At 64.2% G+C, this 16953-nt stretch carries 19 protein-coding genes; all 19 read left to right on the top strand.

What is annotated here, in order from left to right:
- Positions 1-41: 41 nt before the first annotated feature.
- Positions 42-443, top strand: coding sequence for a flagellar basal body rod protein FlgB (gene flgB / locus XH89_RS07090; protein WP_194466383.1), 402 nt, complete (start codon positions 42-44; stop codon positions 441-443).
- 11 nt (positions 444-454) lie between these two features.
- Complete coding sequence (gene flgC / locus XH89_RS07095; protein ID WP_194466384.1) at positions 455-871, top strand: flagellar basal body rod protein FlgC; 417 nt, start codon at positions 455-457, stop codon at positions 869-871.
- Between the two features lie 2 nt (positions 872-873).
- Entirely contained in the window at positions 874-1203 is a 330-nt protein-coding gene (locus XH89_RS07100; RefSeq protein WP_194466385.1) for a flagellar hook-basal body complex protein FliE, read from the top strand.
- Positions 1204-1222: 19 nt separating this feature from the next.
- Positions 1223-2014: a flagellar basal-body rod protein FlgG gene (gene flgG / locus XH89_RS07105; protein ID WP_194466386.1), complete on the top strand. Its 792-nt coding sequence runs from the start codon at positions 1223-1225 to the stop codon at positions 2012-2014.
- Between the two features lie 13 nt (positions 2015-2027).
- The gene (gene flgA / locus XH89_RS07110) at positions 2028-2504 is read left to right on the top strand and encodes a flagellar basal body P-ring formation chaperone FlgA (RefSeq protein WP_246767757.1); all 477 of its coding nucleotides are present in this window, start codon (positions 2028-2030) and stop codon (positions 2502-2504) included.
- Positions 2501-3631 carry a flagellar basal body P-ring protein FlgI gene (gene flgI, locus XH89_RS07115; protein ID WP_194466388.1) on the top strand — a complete coding sequence of 377 codons (1131 nt, stop codon included), beginning with the start codon at positions 2501-2503 and terminating at the stop codon, positions 3629-3631. The genes flgA and flgI overlap by 4 nt, the downstream gene beginning before the upstream one ends.
- A 67-nt stretch (positions 3632-3698) precedes the next feature.
- Positions 3699-4463, top strand: a complete 765-nt coding sequence (locus XH89_RS07120; RefSeq protein ID WP_194466389.1) for a MotE family protein — start codon at positions 3699-3701, stop codon at positions 4461-4463.
- Complete coding sequence (gene flgH, locus XH89_RS07125) at positions 4464-5159, top strand: flagellar basal body L-ring protein FlgH (protein ID WP_194466390.1); 696 nt, start codon at positions 4464-4466, stop codon at positions 5157-5159.
- Between the two features lie 30 nt (positions 5160-5189).
- A complete protein-coding gene (gene fliL / locus XH89_RS07130; RefSeq protein WP_194466391.1) occupies positions 5190-5633 on the top strand; it encodes a flagellar basal body-associated protein FliL in 444 nt (147 codons plus the stop codon).
- On the top strand, positions 5630-6370 hold the full coding sequence (gene fliP, locus XH89_RS07135; RefSeq protein ID WP_194466392.1) for a flagellar type III secretion system pore protein FliP: 741 nt from the start codon (positions 5630-5632) through the stop codon (positions 6368-6370). Before fliL ends, fliP begins: the two co-directional genes overlap by 4 nt.
- Positions 6371-6612: 242 nt before the next feature.
- Complete coding sequence (locus XH89_RS07140; protein ID WP_194466393.1) at positions 6613-7518, top strand: flagellin; 906 nt, start codon at positions 6613-6615, stop codon at positions 7516-7518.
- Positions 7519-7787: 269 nt separating this feature from the next.
- Positions 7788-8696 (top strand): flagellin, encoded by a 909-nt coding sequence (locus XH89_RS07145; protein ID WP_194466394.1) that lies wholly within the window; start codon positions 7788-7790, stop codon positions 8694-8696.
- 285 nt (positions 8697-8981) lie between these two features.
- The gene (locus XH89_RS07150; protein WP_194466395.1) at positions 8982-9890 is read left to right on the top strand and encodes a flagellin; all 909 of its coding nucleotides are present in this window, start codon (positions 8982-8984) and stop codon (positions 9888-9890) included.
- Positions 9891-10197: 307 nt separating this feature from the next.
- Positions 10198-11823, top strand: coding sequence for a flagellar basal-body MS-ring/collar protein FliF (gene fliF, locus XH89_RS07155; RefSeq protein WP_194466396.1), 1626 nt, complete (start codon positions 10198-10200; stop codon positions 11821-11823).
- Complete coding sequence (locus tag XH89_RS07160; RefSeq protein WP_194466397.1) at positions 11820-12527, top strand: hypothetical protein; 708 nt, start codon at positions 11820-11822, stop codon at positions 12525-12527. Before fliF ends, XH89_RS07160 begins: the two co-directional genes overlap by 4 nt.
- A gap of 7 nt (positions 12528-12534) precedes the next feature.
- A complete protein-coding gene (locus tag XH89_RS07165; RefSeq protein WP_194466398.1) occupies positions 12535-13854 on the top strand; it encodes a MotB family protein in 1320 nt (439 codons plus the stop codon).
- Positions 13851-15023 carry a chemotaxis protein gene (locus XH89_RS07170; RefSeq protein ID WP_194466399.1) on the top strand — a complete coding sequence of 391 codons (1173 nt, stop codon included), beginning with the start codon at positions 13851-13853 and terminating at the stop codon, positions 15021-15023. Before XH89_RS07165 ends, XH89_RS07170 begins: the two co-directional genes overlap by 4 nt.
- Entirely contained in the window at positions 15020-16354 is a 1335-nt protein-coding gene (locus XH89_RS07175) for a flagellar hook-length control protein FliK (protein WP_194466400.1), read from the top strand. Before XH89_RS07170 ends, XH89_RS07175 begins: the two co-directional genes overlap by 4 nt.
- On the top strand, positions 16305-16889 hold the full coding sequence (locus XH89_RS07180) for a lytic transglycosylase domain-containing protein (protein ID WP_194466401.1): 585 nt from the start codon (positions 16305-16307) through the stop codon (positions 16887-16889). The genes XH89_RS07175 and XH89_RS07180 overlap by 50 nt, the downstream gene beginning before the upstream one ends.
- The last annotated feature ends 64 nt before the right edge of the window (positions 16890-16953 follow it).

Below are 16953 nucleotides of genomic sequence, written 5' to 3' on the forward strand. Positions count from 1 at the left end.
CAACAGCTTGACGAAAGCTTAACGCCCTACGGTCCTTTCCAATGAACCATAATGGGGCCGTCGTGGGACCGCTTTATCTCTTCGAACTCGCATCGTCGCAAGCGCGCTGGCTGGAGCTTCGTCAGTCGACCATCGCCACCAACGTCGCCAATGCCAATACGCCAGGATTCAAGGCGCGCGACGTGGAGCCCTTCAACAGGGTGCTCGATGGAATGCCGGTCAGACTTGCGACGACGTCGCCCGCGCATATGCAGCTGTCTCCGGCCGAAACCGATACGCGCGCGACCGCAAAGAAGGACAGCTGGGACGTCGTCCACTCCGGGAACTCGGTCAGCCTCGAGCAGGAGATGATCAAGGGCAGCGACGTCAACCGCGACTATTCGATGAATTCGGCGATCGTGCGCTCGTTCAACCGCATGATCCTGAGCAGTGCGAAGACCTGAGGTGAACTAACATGCTGGACGCTCTATCGGCTTCATTGACGGTCGCAAGTTCCGGGCTCGAAGCGCAATCGACCCGCATGCGCGTCGTCTCGGAGAATCTCGCGAACGCAAGCTCGACCGGACGCACTGCGGGTGCGAATCCTTATCAGCGCAAGACGATCACCTTCGATGCCGCATTGGATCGTGCCTCGGGTACCCAGCTGGCGAAGGTCAAGGAGATCGGGGTCGACACCACGCCGTATCGTGTCGAGTACGATCCGGGCCATCCCGCCGCGGACAAGGCCGGCTATGTCAAGATGCCCAACGTCAACATGATGATCGAGATGGCGGACATGCGGGAAGTCAATCGCTCCTATGAAGCCAATCTTCAGGTCGTGAAGCAGGTGCGGTCGATGCTCGGTATGACCATCGATCTGCTGAGGGGCTGACAATGCTTGAGGCGATTTCATCCACCGCGATCACCGCGGGACAGGCGGCGTCCCGTGCGACCGAAACACAGTCGATTGCACCGACGGCGACGTCCGCGGTCCAGTCCACCGACGATCTTGGCTTCGATTCCGTGATGAAGCAGGTGACCACGGACGCGATCGGAACGTTGAAGGCCGGCGAGGCGGCGTCGATCTCGGCAATGCAGGGCAAGGAATCGACGCGCAAGGTCGTCGAAGCGCTGATGTCAGCCGAGCAGGCCCTGCAGACGGCGGTCGCGGTCCGCGACAAGGTCGTGCAGGCCTATCAAGAAGTCGTTCGCATGTCGATTTGATCCGAGGGAGTGACCTTAAGTGAAATCGCTCGCCATTGCCGCGACGGGCATGAATGCCCAGCAGACCAACATCGAAGTCATCGCGAACAACATCGCCAACATCAACACGACGTCGTTCAAGCGCGCGCGTGCGGAATTCACCGATCTGTTCTACCAGATGGACCGCATGCAGGGCGTCTCGAATGTCAACGGCTCCTCGCCGATCCCGGAAGGCGCCAATCTCGGCCTCGGCGTCAAGTCCGCCGCGATCCGCAAGCTGCACATTCAGGGCGCGCTCACCCAGACCGGCAACCCTTATGACTTGGCGATCAACGGCCGCGGCTGGTTCCAGGTGCTTGGTCCCAACAACGAGGTGCAATACACCCGCGCCGGCTCGTTCAACACCAATGCCAACGGCCAACTGGTGACGATGGACGGCTACTTGCTGGACCCCAACATCACGGTCCCGCAGGGAACGGTGCAGGTCACTGTCAACCAGACCGGTCAGGTGTTCGCCAAGCTGGACACGGAAGTCAATCCGCGGCAGATCGGCCAGCTGAACCTTGCCAATTTCGCCAATGAAGCGGGCCTCGAGCCGCTGGGCAGCAATCTGTATCGCGAGACCACCGCCTCAGGCACGCCGGTCGTCGGCCTGCCCGGCGATGCCGGCTACGGCAAGATCAACCAGCATTATCTCGAGGCCTCGAACGTCGATCCCGTCAAGGAGATCACCGAGTTGATCTCGGCGCAGCGAGCTTACGAGATGAATGCCAAGGTCATCCAGGCGTCGGATGAAATGGCGCAGACGGTATCGAAGAATCTCAGTCGCTAGTCCCGGTGTGTCGATGTTGAACAGGGTGAGCCTGATCGCGCGCGGCTTGGCCGCTGCGCTGCTGGTTCTCGTCTCCGCGCGGCTCGCCGTGGCGGACGAGCGACGACTTCCTGTGCCGGCGGTCGCGATTCGCGCCGGCGAGCTGATCAAGGACGACATGATCACCGAGCGCTCTTTCGCGCCGAACGTGCTCGGCGTCGCCCTGTTCGTCGAAGGGCGTCAGGTCTTGGTCGGACGCATGGCGCGGCGGGCGCTGCTGCCGGGGCAACCGATCCCGACCAATTCGGTGGAGGATCCCTGGACCATCGCCCGTGGCGCCACGGTCAAGGTCGTGGTCGAGGATTCGGGTCTGTCGATCGTGACCTACGGCGCCGCGATGCAATCGGGCGCGCCAGGCTCCCTCATCACCGTGCGGAACACCGACACGGGCGTGATCATCCGGGCCATTGTCCAGCCGGACGGCACCGTCAAGGTCGCGGACGGGTCATGACCAGATTCCTGCTTGCGCTCGCCCTGATTGTTTCCGCCGCCAGTGCTCAGGCCGCGGTCCGCATCAAGGACATCGCTGATATCAAGGGCCTGCGCGAAAACCAGATCGTGGGCTACGGTCTCGTCATCGGCCTCAATGGCACCGGCGACACCCTGCGCAACGCGCCGTTCACGGAACAGTCGCTCCAGTCGATGCTCGAAAACATGGGCATCAATGTCCGGAACGAGACGACCAGTACAACCAATCCGGCGCGGCCGACCACTCTGCGCACGCGCAACGTCGCGGCCGTGATGGTGACTGCGGACCTGCTGCCGTCGATCGGGCCGGGCGAACGGATGGACGTGACGGTGTCGTCGCTCGGAGATGCGACGTCACTGCTCGGTGGCACGCTGGTGATGACGTCGCTACGCGCCGCCGACGGTGCGGTCTACGCGGTGGCGCAGGGCGCCGTCACGGTCGCCGGTTACAGCGTTGGGGGCCAGGCCCAGAACCTCAGCCAGGGAACGCCGACGGCGGGTCGCATTCCGAACGGTGCGCTGGTCGAGCGCGAGGTGCAGGGAAGTCTCCATGAGATGGAATATCTGGTGCTGGAGCTGAAAAACCCCGACTTCGTTACCGCGACGCGAATCCTCGACGCCGTCAATCGCTATGCCGGCGGGCGCTATCGCGCCCAGATCGCCTTCGAGCGCGACTACCGGACGATAGTGCTGTCGAAGCCGCGCTATGTCGGGCCGGTGCGATTTCTCGCCGAGATCGGCGAACTGACCGTCGAGCCCGACACGCCGGCGCGGGTGGTGATCAATGAACGCACCGGCACGGTGGTGATCGGACGCGACGTGCGGATCTCGACCGTTGCCGTCACACACGGAAATCTGACGGTCCGCGTCACCGAATTGCCCGTGGTGTCGCAGCCGGCGCCGTTCTCGCAAGGCCAGACGGTCGTCGTGCCGCAGACCGTGGTCGAGGCCAACGAGGCCGGCTCGCAGGTGGCGATCCTGAGCGGCGTCGATCTCCAGCGCCTGGTGCGAGGGCTCAATCAGATCGGACTGAAGCCATCAGGCATCATCGCGATCCTCCAGGCGATCAAGACGGCCGGCGCGCTGCAGGCCGAAGTCATCGTGCAATGATGCATAAGCGTCGTGCAAGCTTGGTCGCTCAATGCTCTGGTCTCGACCGAGAATCGTACGCGGCCCGATGCTGAAGCTGGATCACAAAGCGCAACTTCTACTCCTGGCCGCGTTGTTCGCGCTCGCGAGCGGCTCGCCCGTGCTGGCGCTGGACGAGCCGAAGCCGTCAAAGCCGCTCAATTTGCTTTCCTTCGCCCGCGCGCGTGCGCCTGGGCCGCAGAAACCGCACGGATCGACGGCACCGGCATCAAGCGAAAACATACGAGCGACGGCCTGGGTGGCCGAAGAGCCTGGCCCCGCGACGACCGGTGCGGTGCCGACGTCGGCTGCGCCTCCGCCGGCACCCGCACCTGTGCCGCCGCGTCCGGCGAAGCCCGGCAGCGTGACCGCCCCGCCGAAGCCGGCGCCGGCTCAGGGGGGCGCGCCTGCGGACAACGAAGTCGCGCTGTTCTGTAGCAACGTGGCCGACCCCGCCGTCGATGCCAGGCTCGCCTGGCAGCTGAAAGAATTGGAAAAGGCCGAGAGCCAGCTGCGCGATCGGATCGCCGAAGTCGAGGCCAAGCGGGCCGAATATGAGAAATGGATGGCGCTTCGCGACGATTTCCTGAAGAAGGCCGAGGCGAGCGTCGTCGAGATCTATTCGCGCATGAAGCCGGACGCGGCCGCGACCCAGATCGCCGGCATGGCCGATGAGACCGCCGCTGCGGTGCTTGCAAAGCTCAGCCCGAGGAGTTCCAGCGCGATCTTCAATGAGATGGAGACGTCGCGTGCGGCCCATCTCGCCGATCTGCTCGGCGGAATGCGTCGCGTAGACGACGGAAAGACCAAGTAGATGAAGCAGCCGATCCTCATCCTGTCGCTCGTGCTTCTTGCCGGATGCTCCCATGACCCGGCCGAGATCCTGACCGGCCCGCAGGTGTCGCCGGTCGGTAGCGGCCTGAGATCGCAGGCCGCTCCGATTCCCGTGACGCCGCGCGTCCGAACCCCCGTGAGCTATCGGTCGACCTGGGACGACGGCACCGATCTCTACCGCGACCCGCGCGCCTGTCGCACCGGTGACGTCGTGACGGTGATCATCTCGATGCAGGACAAGGCAAAGCTCGACAACAAGACCGATCGCTCGCGCGATTCGCAGATCAAGTTCGGGCTCGACTGGCTGATGAACGTCGCCGGATGGAGCGACGCCGGCCAGGCCAACGCCAACCTCTCGACCAACAGCCAGATCAAGGGCAACGGCCAGATCGATCGCGCAGAGGACATCAAACTTTCGATCGCCGCCGTCGTCACCGACGTGTTGCCGAACGGAAACATGATGATCAGCGGTTCACAGGAATTCAAGGTCAATACCGAGATGCGCGTGCTCAATGTCGGCGGCATCGTACGTCCACGCGACATCTCGCGCGGCAACACGATCTCCTACGAGAAGATCGCCGAGGCGCGCGTGTCGTATGGCGGTCGGGGAAATCTGTCTGACGTGCAGCAGCCTGGATGGGGACATCGGATCTATGATGCCGTGGCACCGTTCTGAAGCTCGCGCGTCGCGGGAGCAGGGGGCGTCATGCGCCTGATTGCCGCCATCGTCGTGCTGACCCTGGTCGCGATCGGGGCGGGTGCGCTTGCGGGCTTGCACCTGTTCGCCGCAGCCGAACGCGTCGCCGACGCGAAGAAGGGCGCTACCCCGCCGCCGATTGCGTCGAGCTATACCGGCAGCGCCCGGCTTCGGAAGCTGTCGCCGATCGTGACCAATCTCGCGGCGCCGGCCAACAACTGGGCCCGGGTCGAGGCCTCCATGGTGATCGACAGCATGAGCGACGAGGATGCCGGCATCCTCGCCGCCCATATCAGCGAGGACATCGTCACCTACTTGCGTTCAGCCTCGGTCACGCAGTTCGAAGGGACGCGCGGGCTTCAGCATCTGCGCGACGACCTGTCCGAACGCGCCAGCATCCGCTCGTCCGGCAAGGTCCGCGAATTGATCATTGAGACGTTGGTGATCCAGTGAAATTGAGAGTCCTGCTGCTCGCGTTGCTGTTGGTCGTGCTGCCCGAAGTGGCGTTCGCCCAGATCCCGGACCTCAATTCGCTGCTGCCGCCGGGCAACGGCTCGACCAGCGGCCGCATCATTCAGCTGATGGCGCTGCTGACGGTGCTGTCCGTCGCGCCGGGGCTGCTCATCATGGTGACGAGCTTCACCCGCTTCGCCGTCGCGCTGTCTTTTCTTCGCGCCGGCCTCGGTCTGCAGACGACGCCTCCGAACCTGGTGCTGATCAGCCTCGCACTGTTCATGACCTTCTACGTCATGGCCCCGACCTTCGATCGCGCCTGGGAAACCGGCGTGCAGCCGCTGATGAAGAACGAGATCTCGGAGGAAGAGGCCTATCTGAAGATCAGCGATCCGTTTCGAGAGTTCATGCTGGCGCATGTCCGCGACAAGGATCTGCAAACGTTCGAGTCGCTTGCTGCGGAAAGCTTCCGCAAGAAGCTCGACGACAAGCGTATCGACATGCGCATCATCATCCCGGCCTTCATGATCTCCGAGCTCCGGCGTTCGTTCGAAATCGGATTCCTCATCATCCTGCCGTTCCTCGTCATCGACATGATCGTGGCGACGCTGACCATGTCGATGGGCATGATGATGATGCCGCCCTCGATCCTCGCGCTGCCGTTCAAGGTGCTGTTCTTCGTGCTGATCGACGGCTGGAATCTGCTTGCCTCCGGGCTGGTCCGCTCGTTCTCGTAAAGCGCGATCATCGACCTAACGGTTGGTTAAGGTTAGCAAGCCGTAACATTAACCATATGATTTTGTTGAAGAACTCAATTCCGTCTTAATCCGGAAGCAAGATTCGACGTGCTAGCAATGCGGCACGGCGGGTTGGACCCTACCCACATCAGTCCAAAGGCATGATGCCGCCCCTCCGTACCGGTGAAAGCCCGGTATGTCCCCTCGTGAAAATGTAACGCGTACATAAAGGGACATTCGCAATGTCAAGCCTGCTTACGAACTCGACCGCAATGACCGCCCTCCAGACCTTGCGGTCTGTGAGCTCGCAACTCGCTACCACGCAGACCCGCATCTCGACCGGCCAGCGCGTCTCGACCGCGTCGGACAACGCCGCCTATTGGTCGATCGCAACCTCGATGCGCGCTGACAACGCCGCGCTCTCCGCCGTCTCCGACTCGCTCGGTCTGTCGGCCGCGACCGTCGACACTGAATACACCGCTCTGACCTCGGTTGTCGGTGACAGCAACGGTGGTCTGACCAAGCTGCAGTCGCTGCTGGTCGAAGCCAAGACCGCAGGTATCGACCGAACCAAGATCCAGGCGGACGTCACCCAGATCCAGCAGCAGATGCAGGCGACCGCGTCCGCGGCGACCTTCAACGGCGTGAACTGGCTCAGCACGACGACGGCCACCCCGACGACGGTTGACCTTGTGTCGTCGTACTCCCGCGTCGGCGGCACGCCGACCACCGGCGCCATCACCCTGACCGTTGCCAACTACTCGCTCTATACCTCGTCCACCAGCGGTATCCTGGACAAGGTGAGCGGCGGTGCGTCGGTCAACACGATCGACATCTCTACGCTGACCGACTCGGCAGCCGACCAGACCACGCTCGATGGTTACATCGCGCAGGTCACCGGTGCGATCAACTCGGTGGCTTCGGCCGCCGCGAACCTCGGCGCCGTCAAGAACCGTATCTCGACCAACACGGACTTCGTGAAGTCGCTGATGGACTCGGTGAGCCGCGGTATCGGCCAGCTCGTCGACGCCGACATGAACCAGGAGTCGACTCGTCTGTCGGCCCTCCAGGTCCAGCAGCAGCTCGGCGTGCAGGCGCTCTCGATCGCCAACAGCAGCAGCCAGAGCATCCTGTCGCTGTTCCGCTAAGTCTGGCGACAATCTGAGGGGGCCGCGCTTCTCGCAAAGCGCGGCCCTTTCGTTTGATGCCCCGTCCTGCGCTCGCAGCAACTTTGGTTTCCCTGTTGCGGCGGGGACACAGAGCCACAAGCCTCGCACAAGCTTCGAGCGCTACGATCGCCGTACGACAGGTTGGGCCCTAACCGGATATCCGCAGCCCAAAGGCATGACGCCGCCCTGTCGTACCGGTGCAAGTCCGGTATGTCCCCAAACAACTCGATCTTCAAAGGGACATCAAAATGGGTTCTAGCCTTCTCACTAACTCCGCCGCTATGACCGCGCTGCAGACGCTGCGCAACGTCAGCTCCAGCCTGCAGACCACGGAAAACCGCATCTCGACCGGCCAGCGCGTCGCCACCGCGTCGGATAACGCTGCCTACTGGTCGATCGCAACTTCGATGCGCGCCGACAACGCCGCGCTCTCCGCCGTCTCCGACTCGCTCGGTCTGTCGGCTGCGACCGTCGACACCGAATACACTGCTCTCACCGCGGTCGTCGGCGACAGCACCGGCGGCCTGACCAAGCTGCAGGCGCTGCTGGTCGAAGCCAAGACCGCCGGCATCGACCGCACCAAGATCCAGGCCGACATCACCCAGATCCAGCAGCAGATGAAGGGCACCGCCAATGCGGCGACCTTCAACGGCGTGAACTGGCTGAGCACGACGACGGCCACGCCCGCGACCTTCGACCTGGTGTCGTCGTTCTCGCGCGTCGGCGGCACGCCGACCATCGGCTCGATCACGCTGACGATCTCGAACTACTCGCTCTATACCTCGTCCACCAGCGGCATCCTGGACACGGTGAGCGGCGGTGCATCGGTCGACACGATCAGCATCAGCACGCTGACCGACTCGGCGGCCGACCAGACCACGCTGGATGGCTACATTCAGCAGGTCACGACCGCGATCAACTCGGTGGCTTCGGCCGCCGCCGATCTCGGCGCCGTCAAGAACCGCATTGCGACCAACACCGACTTCGTCAAGACCCTGATGGATTCGGTGAACCGCGGTGTCGGTCAGCTCGTCGACGCCGACATGAACGCGGAATCCACCCGCCTTCAGGCGCTGCAAACCCAGCAGCAGCTCGGTGTTCAGGCGCTCTCGATCGCCAACCAGAACAGCCAGAGCATCCTCTCGCTGTTCCGCTAGGCTTGAAAACGATCTGAGGGAGCCGCGCTTCTCGCGAAGCGCGGCTCTTTTCGTTTCGGCGTGAATTGTCGCGCCAAGTTCTCGGCTCAGCGCCCCGGACTGGCTCACCCGCCTGTCGTGCGGTCACAGAGCCACAAGCTTCGCGCAAACTTCGCGTGCTATCGCCGCCGTTACGTCAGGTTGAGCGCGTATTTCCGCAGCTCAAAGGCATGATGCCGCCCTGTCGTACCGGTGCAAGCCCGGTATGTCCCAAAATTTCAATTCGTTTTCAAGGGGACGTCAAACATGAGTTCTAGCCTTCTCACCAATTCCGCAGCGATGACCGCGCTGCAGACCCTGCGCAACGTCAGCTCGAGCCTGCAGACCACGGAAAACCGGATCTCGACCGGCCAACGCGTCGCTACCGCATCGGACAACGCTGCTTACTGGTCGATAGCAACCTCGATGCGCGCCGACAACGCCGCACTCTCCGCCGTCTCCGACTCGCTCGGTCTGTCGGCTGCGACCGTCGACACCGAATATACCGCTCTCACCGCGGTTGTGGGCGACAGCACCGGCGGCCTCACCAAGCTGCAGTCGCTGCTGGTCGAAGCCAAGACCGCGGGTATCGACCGCACCAAGATCCAGGCCGACATCACCCAGATCCAGCAGCAGATGAAGGGCACCGCCGCGGCCGCGACCTTCAACGGCGTGAACTGGCTGAGCACGACGACGGCCACGCCCGCGACCTTCGACCTGGTGTCGTCGTTCTCGCGCGTCGGTGGCACGCCCACCATCGGCTCCATCACGCTGACGATCTCGAACTATTCGCTTTACACCTCGTCTACCAGCGGCATTCTGGACAAGGTGAGCGGCGGTGCCTCGGTCGATACGATCAGCATCAGCACGCTGACTGACTCGGCAGCTGACCAGACCACGCTGGATGGTTACATCACACAGGTCACTGCGGCGATCAACTCGGTAGCTTCGGCCGCCGCCGACCTCGGCGCCGTCAAGAACCGCCTCGCGACCAACACCGACTTCGTCAAGACCCTGATGGATTCGGTGTCCCGCGGCGTGGGCCAGCTCGTCGACGCCGACATGAACGCGGAATCGACCCGCCTGCAGGCGCTGCAGACCCAGCAACAGCTCGGCGTCCAGGCGCTCTCGATCGCCAACCAGAACAGCCAGAGCATCCTCTCGCTGTTCAAGTAGGCCTTCGGCTTCGAGCAGACCGTGCTTCCCCCGGGGAGCACGGTCCCGCCGTGATCGGCGGACGTCACGGCACATGATGCGCCCGCCATCGATTTTCCGACGCCAGACCTCGTGCAAGCTGTTTGTAGCCGATCGCGCGCTTGCGCGTTCGATCGTCCGCCCGTCGTTGTCGCATTGTCGGCGTCACTCCGAGTACTTGTAAAATTGCAACGCCTCGACCGCGAAGCGACGCATTCGCATTTTCGCGCAACCTTCAGACAAGGTTGGCAGCGGAGTGTCCTCACCATTCGCATTGGTACGAGGTCATATGCTCAGTCGCGCGCAGCTACAGCAGCTGCTCAACAATCTGCTGGAACTTGGGCCGCGACGTCTGATGGCCTTGGGATTGATCGGCTTCGCCGTTCTCGTCACCGTGGTCGGGGGCGCCTATTATCTGAGCCGGCCGGAATTCGAATCCCTCTATACCGGCCTGACCCGTGAGGACGTCACGCGCATCGGCGCGGCGCTGCGCGAGCAGAACATCGCCTTCGACATCAATGCGGCCGGTGACGCCGTTTCCGTTCGTCCGAGCCAGACGAGTCAGGCCCGGATGCTGCTGGCCGAGAAGGGGCTGCCGACCAGCGCCAATTCCGGCTACGAGCTGTTCGACAAGATCGGATCGCTTGGGCTGACCTCCTTCATGCAGGAAGTCACCAAGCTTCGCGCCCTCGAGGGCGAGATCGCGCGCACCGTTCAGCTGATGAAGGGCGTCAAGGCAGCGCGGGTGCACATCGTAATGCCGGTGCGTGGCTCGTTCCGCTCGACGCAGCAGCCGCCCTCGGCGTCGGTCGTGCTGCGCACCGATGGTGCGATCGAGGCGCGCACGGCGCAATCGATCCGCCATCTCGTCGCGGCCGCCATTCCCGGCATGACGCGCGACAAGGTCACCGTGCTCGATGCCGACGGCTCGATGCTGCTGGCCGAGGAGGACGAAGCCAGCGCCGCGCCGACCAAGATGGCGAACCTTCAGAAGACCGTCGGCGGCATGGTGCAGGAGAATATCCGCAAGGCGCTGACGCCCTATCTGGGCCTGGACAATTTCGAGGTCAGCGTGGCGCCGCAGCTCTCGACCGACAAGCGCCAGATCAACGAGACCGTCTACGATCCGGAAGCCCGCGCCGAGCGCTCCGTCCGCAATGTCCGCGAAAACGAGAAGTCATCGAACGCCGACCGCTCGACGCCGACCACCGTGCAGCAGAACCTGCCGGATCAGCAGGTCAATGCCGGCGGCACCAAGAATTCCAGCGAAGACAAGACGCGCCGCGAGGACGTCACCAATTTCGAGGTCTCGTCCAAGACCACGACGACGGTGAGCGACGGTTACACGGTCAAGAAGCTGTTCATCGCCGTGCTGGTCAATCGCGCGCGGCTCATCGCCGATCTCGGCGACAAGACCAATCAGGCCATCGTCGACAGCAAGCTCGCCGAAATCAGCCAGCTCGCAGCCACCGCCGGCGGGCTGGACAAGGCGCGCGGCGACCAGATCCAGGTGACCGCGGTCGACTTCGTCGAGGGCTCGCGCGATCTCGCGCCGGTGCCGCCGATCAGCTTCGTCGAGATGATGAACAAACAGCTCGGCAGCGTCATCAACGCGGTGACGATCCTGGCCGTCGCCTCGATGCTGGTCTGGTTCGGGCTTCGACCTGCGGTCAACGGCATCCTGACCCATCGTGCGGCGCAGGAGCAGACCGAAGCGGCGGAGGCCGCCGAGCTCGAAGCTGTCTCGGCTCTTGCCCTGGCCGAGAGCGAGGACCCCGAGCTCAACCTCGTCGAGGACCTCGAAGGCAAGATGCAGCGGACGCCGCAGAAGCGGCTGGAGCAGATCGTTCGCCTCGATCAGATGCAGGCGGCAGCAATCCTTAAAGACTGGATGCGACGCGAGGAGGCGGCATGAACGCGGCAATCGGAAAACTCCTGACGCAATTCGACGCCAACGGCCGGGCCAAGTCACCTCCACCCCCGCCGCCGAAGATTCAGGACGTTCTGGCAAGGAAGGAAATCCGGCGCGAGCCCCAATCGCAGCCGCAACCTCAAGCGCAGCGTCAGGAGCGTCCGGCCCAAGCGCAGCCGCAACTTCAGCCGCCGCCCGCACAGGAGGCGGCCCCCGTCAATCTCCTCGAAGACGCCTATCGGCGCGGCCATACCGCAGGTCTCGCGGAAGGCGAGGCCAAGCTTGCCGAGGAGCGGGTTCGCAGCGCGATCCGGCTCGGCGAAGAGCGGGCCAAATGGTCCGACCAGCAGGCGGTCGCGATCGTCAACGGCTTTGATGCCGCCTGCCGCGAGATCGAGAGCAACATCGCCAGCTCCGTGGCCCGGATCCTGCTGCCGTTCCTCGCCGAGGCGGTTCGCGACAAGGCGATCGGATCCCTGGTCGAGCAGATCTCGGCGTTGACCTCCAATTCTCCGGTGCCGGCGTTCCGTGTCACCGGCCCGAGCGAGCTCATCGATCTCGTCAGGACGCAACTCAATCTCGCCGGCCGCACCGGCGTCGAATACCAGTCCGCCGACACCGTCGAGGTTCGTGTCCTTGCCGATCAGACGGCGATCGAGACGCAGATCTCGACCTGGATGGACCGGCTGAAAGAAGCGCGTCGGTAATCGCGCCATGGAAGAGGTCAAGCACGAGCTCGTCATCATCCGCAGGCGAGGCGCCTTCGAGGACGAGAAGGCGCATGGCGGCGTCTGGAAGATTGCCTACGCGGACTTCATGACCGCGATGATGGCGTTCTTCCTGGTGATGTGGCTGCTCAACGCCCTCAACCAGGACCAGAAGCAGGTGGTCGCGAGCTACTTCAACCCGATCAAGCTTGCGGAGAACGCGCCCGCGCCGAAAGGCCTGAAGGATCTCACCAAGAAGGAGCCGACGACGTTCGACGGCCAGGACGGCAAGCGGCAGCCCGCGGGGCCGAACGAGGAGCGCCGCGGCGACTCGCCGACGGCCGAGAAGCCGCCGTTCTATGAGGAGAAGGTTCTGTTTCGCGATCCCTACGCGACGCTCGCCGAAATTGCAGCCAGCTCCAACCAGGCCTCGGGTCAGCGGCGCGCCGGTGCGCTGACGTCTGCGGAAGAAGACGGCCTCAAGGGTGGCGATGCCTATCGTGATCCGTTCGATCCCGGCTATTGGAAGCTCGCGCCCGAGGCCTCGAAGGAAGCCGACCGGATCATGGACGGCGAGCCGAAGCCGAATGCATCCGCGCGCGACAACCCAGCCGCTACCAATCAGGGCGACCCGCGCCGCGGCACGACCGATGACACGGGCGGCAGCGTCGCCCCCGACGCCCCGGCGTCGTCCACGAGCTTGTCGCCGCTGTTGCCGCCGGGACCGGCGCCATCATCGTCTGCGCGCGACAACAGCGTCCAGCCGAATACGCAGGCCAACCTTCAGGCCAGTGCCGCGCTTCAGGCGCGTCCCGCCGATGCTCCGAAGGAATCCGAGCCGCGCGATGCGGCCCAGACCCAGCAGCCGACCATCAAGCAGCTTCAGTCTGCGATTGCCGATGCCCTGTCGGATATCAAGGCCGGCGCCGGACCGGTGGCTGAAGTTCGTCAGGTCGAAGAGGGTCTGCTGGTCAGCCTGACCGACGATGCGAGCTTCGGCATGTTCGCGGTCGGCTCCGCCGAGCCGCGACCGGAGCTCGTCCGCGTCATCGACAAGATCGGCCCGCTGCTCGCGAAGCGCCGCGGCATGATCATCGTGCGCGGTCACACTGACAATCGTCCCTACAAATCGGACGCCTACGACAATTGGCGGCTGTCTACGGCGCGCGCGCAAATGGCCTACTACATGCTGGTGCGCTCCGGCATCGATGCGCTGCGGATCGAGCATGTCGAAGGCTATGCCGACCGCCGACCGAAACTGCCCAACGATCCGGCGGCACCGCAAAATCGGCGGATCGAGATCCTGATCCGGGAGAAACGCCCTTGATCAGGCCGCTCCTCCGCGCCGCGCTGCTGATGGTGCTTTCGCTTGCGGCGACACGCGCATCTGCTGAAGCTGCGCCGCCGTCCGGCGAACCGTATGAGCTCGTCCGGGCATTGCAGGCGGTGCAGGATGGCATCGCCAGTGGCGACACCGCGGCGCATGGCAGCCATATCGCGCTGATCCGGCAGATCGGCGAGAAGTTTCTCGCCGCCGATCCCGGCGTGTGGAGCAATCCGCAGAATGGCCAGGCGGTTGTGATCTATCTGCTATCAGGGGGTGCTCCGCAGATCGTCCGCAAGCTGCCGCGCGACAAGATCAATGTCGACGCCAAGCTGTTCGATGGTGCGCTCGCTTACGTCGAGGGACGGCAGGACGAGGCGAGAGACCTGCTCAAGGACATCAAGCCGCGCACAATTTCGTCCGGCATGGGCGGGCAGGTCGCGCTGGTCCAGGGCGCGCTGTTCGCACGCTCCGAGTCATCGTTCGCGATCGAGCGCCTCGATGACGCGCGCCTGCTGCTGCCTGGCACGCTCGTCGAAGAGGCGGCGCTGCGCCGCGAGGTCCTGCTGGTCGGGCAAGCCGAGGATTTCGACAAGTTCGAGTTCCTGACGCTGGCCTATATCCGCCACTACCGCAGTTCGATCTATGCCGGTGATTTCTGGCAGCGCTTTTCCACGGGCCTGACGCAATCGAGCCTGGCGCTGGATGATCGCCGCTTTGCGCGGATCGCGGCGCTGCTGGAACAGGTCGATCGCGCCAGCCGCCTCAAGCTCTATCTGGTGATCGCGCGCGGCGCACTGATCCGTGGCAAGCTCACCGTCGTCAGGCTCGCAGGCGAGCGGGCTCTGACGCTCAGCGCCGATGCCACGGCGGATCGCGAGCGCGCCCATTTGTATCGTGGTGCGTCTCGTGCACTGACCGACGAGTATGACGGCGGCTTGGCCGAGTTGAAGGCGCTCGACCGCTCGAAGCTGTCGGAACGCGACGTCCAGCTCCTCAACGCAACCCTCCAGCTCGCGCTCGACGTCCGCAAGCCGATCGCCGGCGCGCCGACCGATAAGCCTCCGCCCACGCCGGCGCGGATCGATCTTGCGTCGTCCGACGCAATGCTCGCGCGGGCAAAGACGCAGCTCGACGAACTGGAGCCGCTCACCAAGGATCGTCGTCCATGACCAAACTGAGTGGAACCACCGGACAGCTTTTCTCAGGCCTGGCCGAAAGCCTGACGCGCGGGGTGTCTCGCTCGACAAAGGGCGCGGCAACGACGGGCGGGAAAACCGTCGACGATTCCTCGTTCCACGATCTGCTCCACACCGTCTCGAACATGGCGAAGCGGGCATTGGACGATCAGGGCGCCGACACGACTGCGAAGGCCGCTTCGGTGCGCCCCCGCCTGGCTCCGCTGAGCGAGCGCGCAACGAAGGATGAGTCGGTGCGGGAGCGCGCCGAGGAGACCAGGTCGTCGGGCAAGGACCCGGTCGACCAATCCGCGAAAGCGGATGTCCCGATCAGATTGAGCGTTCCGACGGTCGTGGGTCAGGAGCTCGCCGCCGCGCCTGCCATGTCGTTGCAGGCGCCGCAGCCGTCAAGCGACAAGGAGATGTCGGCTCGTGACGAGCGGCCGATGGCAACAAAGCGTAACGTCCAAAGCGTGGCAAGCACCGCGACGGCAGATGCCGCGCGATCCGCCGCTCCGCAGTCGACCGTCGCGCGTTCAGCGACCGATGCATCGGGTCCGCGCCCGCAGCCTCCGGCCGTGCAGGGCGCGGCGATAGCCCAGGCTATGCCGCAGGGAAGTGACGTTCAGCCGAAGGCCATGCCCGTCACACCCGGCTTCGAAGTCGTCACGGCGAATGTCGAGCGCGCGGCCAAGGCCGCGGGCCGGGACGCGCTGCCGGAAACGATCAAGGTCACGGTGCTTCAGCAGGAAACGCATCTGCCTCCCGTTGCGCAGTTCAGCGCGACCCAGCAAGTCGCGAACGCCGTGGTATCCGAGCTCAAGAGCTCAGCCGCGCCGACTGCATCCACCGCGACCGACCTCGTGGGCGCCCCGAGCAACTCTCCGGATCAGCCGCTCAAAATCCTCACCGTCAATCTCGAGCCGCCGTCGCTCGGCAATGTCACCATGCGCCTTCGTCTGGTCGGAAACGAGGTCTCGGTTCAGCTGGCCGCCGAGCGCAAGGACACCAGCACGATGCTGGATCAGCAGCGCGACCAGATCCGCGACCTGATGCAGTCGGTAGGCTACGTAGCCGACGTTGCGCCGGTGCAGCACGGCTCGCTCGACGGATTCCAGTCCGGATCCGGCCAGTCGCAGCCGCAGCTCTCCGGCCAGCAACAGCAATCATCCCAATCTCAAGGCGCGTTCGGCGGCGCCGGCACGTCGTCCGGTCAGTCGGATGGCGGGACTAGGCAAGCCCGGCAGGAACAACAGCCCAACCAGGAGGCACGCCATGACCAGGACGTGGCGCCGCATACTCGTCGCGGCTCTGTTTATCTGTAGTGCCGGCGCTGCCGCGGCGGCGACGACCGACACGACGGGCCCCTGCGAGCGCGAGATGGCGCGCGCCTCGCAGCAGCACGGAATTCCGCTCGGCATTCTCTATGCCGTCGGCCTCACCGAGACCGGCCGGCGCGGTGCACTCTATCCTTACGCGCTCGGCGCCGAAGGACAGACCGTGTTCGCCAAGGACGTGGACGATGCGATGGCGAATTTCGAGGCGATGCGAGCCAAGGGTATCAAGCTGATCGATCTCGGCTGCATGCAGATCAACCACTATTTCCACGGCGACAAGTTCGCGTCGGTGCGCGCGATGTTCGATCCGGCAAAGAACGTCGACTACGCCGCGCGTTTCCTGAAAGAGCTGAAGCAGCGCGAGGGAAGCTGGACCATGGCGGTCGCGCGCTACAATGCCGGTCCCAGCAATCAACCGGCGCAGAAGCGGTACGTCTGCCACATCGTGGCGCATCTCGTTTCCAGCGGCTTCGGCGCATGGACCGACAAGGCGCGCTCGTTCTGCCAACCGAAGACGACGTGAAATGACGAAGCACGACATGAAGTTGTGTATCGCCGCGAACCATCAGCCCCGCGCAAGCAAGACC

Origin of the sequence: Bradyrhizobium sp. CCBAU 53340, from assembly GCF_015291645.1 — a bacterium.
GTDB lineage: Bacteria > Pseudomonadota > Alphaproteobacteria > Rhizobiales > Xanthobacteraceae > Bradyrhizobium.